This is a genomic window from Phyllobacterium sp. P5_D12, from assembly GCF_054049495.1.
Genome location: NZ_JBFUMG010000730.1, coordinates 1 through 1,818 on the forward strand (window position 1 = coordinate 1; position 1,818 = coordinate 1,818).

Here is a 1,818-nt window from a genome sequence, read left to right on the forward strand (position 1 = left end):
AGGCGAACTCCTTTCAGTGGTGTTCCGGGTTGTACTTTTAGGCTGCTGCGCGCAGAGGTTTCTGGCAATTGCCGTTGGCTGCGCTCATCGCAAGTTCATGCACAATGCTGAAGGTCGTGCCGCCAGTACCATTCGCCCCGATTTGGAATGTAACGACACTAATGGCATCGTTGTCTTTGATTCTATAGCGCACGCGCGTATCAGGATCGGCGGAAATCAGATGGAGTTCGAAGGGTGGCTCCAGCGTACTTTTCTCCGGAGCATCGTCCTTGCCCGCGGGTCGCTTCAGCCATTGCGACACATACTCCGGTACGGTTAAAGCTCGCCACACTTTAGATGGAGCAGCCTCCAGTTCATAAGTGAGATTTATGCTCGCATCGGTTTTGCGTGTCATTGATCCATCTCCTTGAGAAGCTGCTTCAGGTCATCCACGCGGCTTGGCCAGAACGCATTGTAGCGGCTAAGCCATTGATGGATGCGCGCTACGCCATCGGGATTGATCCGATAGAGAACATTCCTGCCATGTTTCTGTTCTGCGATCAGTCCAGCCGTGCGCAGGACAGCCAGATGCTGCGACATGGCCGGCTGCGACAGGTCAAACCCTTGCCGCAAGTCCGTGGCGTTCATCTCGCCATCGGCCAGCCGTTCGAAGACGGCGCGTCTTGTCGGATCGGCCAGCGCCTTGAAAAATTCCGTTTCACTCATGCAAATACATAAGCACAGACTTATATAATTCGCAACAGGGACAATATCAAAATATGACAGATCGCAGGCCGTTTACATCTGCCTGATGTGCAATACGGTCACGCGCTTCAGTTCTTCGATATCCTTCGCTACCAGAGCATCGATCATCTGGTGGTGCTCCCGCGACGACTGTTCAATTCGCGCGCGTGTTTTCCACTGTGACACCGGCGCCGACGAAGTCCTTTGGCGGATTTCGGTAACAAGGTTCACCAGTTCGCTGTTGCCGCAGAGCGCAAGCAATTCGCGGTGGAAGGCGAGATTGGCTTCGTAAAGCTCGATCATCGTTCCGTTCATGATGAGATCGTCAAAACGGTGTGCAAGGTCGCGGAGCTTTTTCGTAGTCAGTTCGGAGGCATTGGCAATGATCTTGTCCGCGACCGCCGTTTCAAGGATGACACGAATGTCGCTCACTTCCGTTGCCTGGCGGCCATCGGGCTCGAACACGTGGTAACCGCGATTGGGAACATGTTCGACCAGACGTCTTTGTACCAGCCTGTCAAGTGCGCGCCGCACTTCCGGTCTGGTGCTCTGGTAGCGCTGTTCGAGATCGATCTGTTTCAGCCACACGCCCGGAGCGAGCACGCCAGCAAGAATATCGTGCAGGATCGAATCGGTAACATCGACGACTTTGAGCTGTGACCTTGTTTTCGCTTTCGCTTCACTCATCCGTCTTTCCCCATATTCCGTCGAAATGCATATCTCTTTAGGGCCGTTGTCCCTTACGAGATGTACGCCAGACAATTAATTTTACACAGAGGTTGCGCAAAAAATATTTGTGTCTAAATTGGTGCCAATTTTGGTTACTATCATAAAACAGCCAATCGGGAAATCATGAGAAATTCGGGAGAAGTCTGGGAAATCGTCGCAGCCAAGCGCGATGCGTTCTTTGAATTGAGCGATCGCATATGGGAGATGCCAGAGACGAACTACGAAGAATACCGCTCGTCGGAAGAGCACGCCCACCTGCTCGAAAAGGAAGGGTTTCGCGTCACCCGCGGTATCGCCAATCTGCCCACGGCAGTCATGGGCGAAGCAGGAGAAGGCGGACCAATCATCGCCATTCTCGGCGAATTC

The 1,818-nt window shown here is 53.2% G+C and carries 3 protein-coding genes and 1 pseudogene; 1 reads left to right on the forward strand and 3 read right to left on the reverse strand.

Features of this window, described 5'->3' with window-relative positions; genetic code table 11:
• Positions 1–37: 37 nt before the first annotated feature.
• The 3 genes from ACXJ5O_RS25800 to ACXJ5O_RS25810 form a co-directional block, all read right to left on the reverse strand.
• On the reverse strand, positions 38–394 hold the full coding sequence (locus ACXJ5O_RS25800; RefSeq protein WP_457302394.1) for an SRPBCC family protein: 357 nt from the start codon (positions 392–394) through the stop codon (positions 38–40).
• Positions 391–705 (reverse strand): ArsR/SmtB family transcription factor, encoded by a 315-nt coding sequence (locus tag ACXJ5O_RS25805; RefSeq protein WP_112531932.1) that lies wholly within the window; start codon positions 703–705, stop codon positions 391–393. The genes ACXJ5O_RS25800 and ACXJ5O_RS25805 overlap by 4 nt, the downstream gene beginning before the upstream one ends.
• Positions 706–777: 72 nt before the next feature.
• Positions 778–1,410: a GntR family transcriptional regulator gene (locus tag ACXJ5O_RS25810; protein WP_457302395.1), complete on the reverse strand. Its 633-nt coding sequence runs from the start codon at positions 1,408–1,410 to the stop codon at positions 778–780.
• A gap of 165 nt (positions 1,411–1,575) precedes the next feature.
• Between ACXJ5O_RS25810 and ACXJ5O_RS25815 the strand changes: the two are divergent.
• Positions 1,576–1,818: pseudogene (locus ACXJ5O_RS25815) on the forward strand (amidohydrolase); the annotation flags it as partial.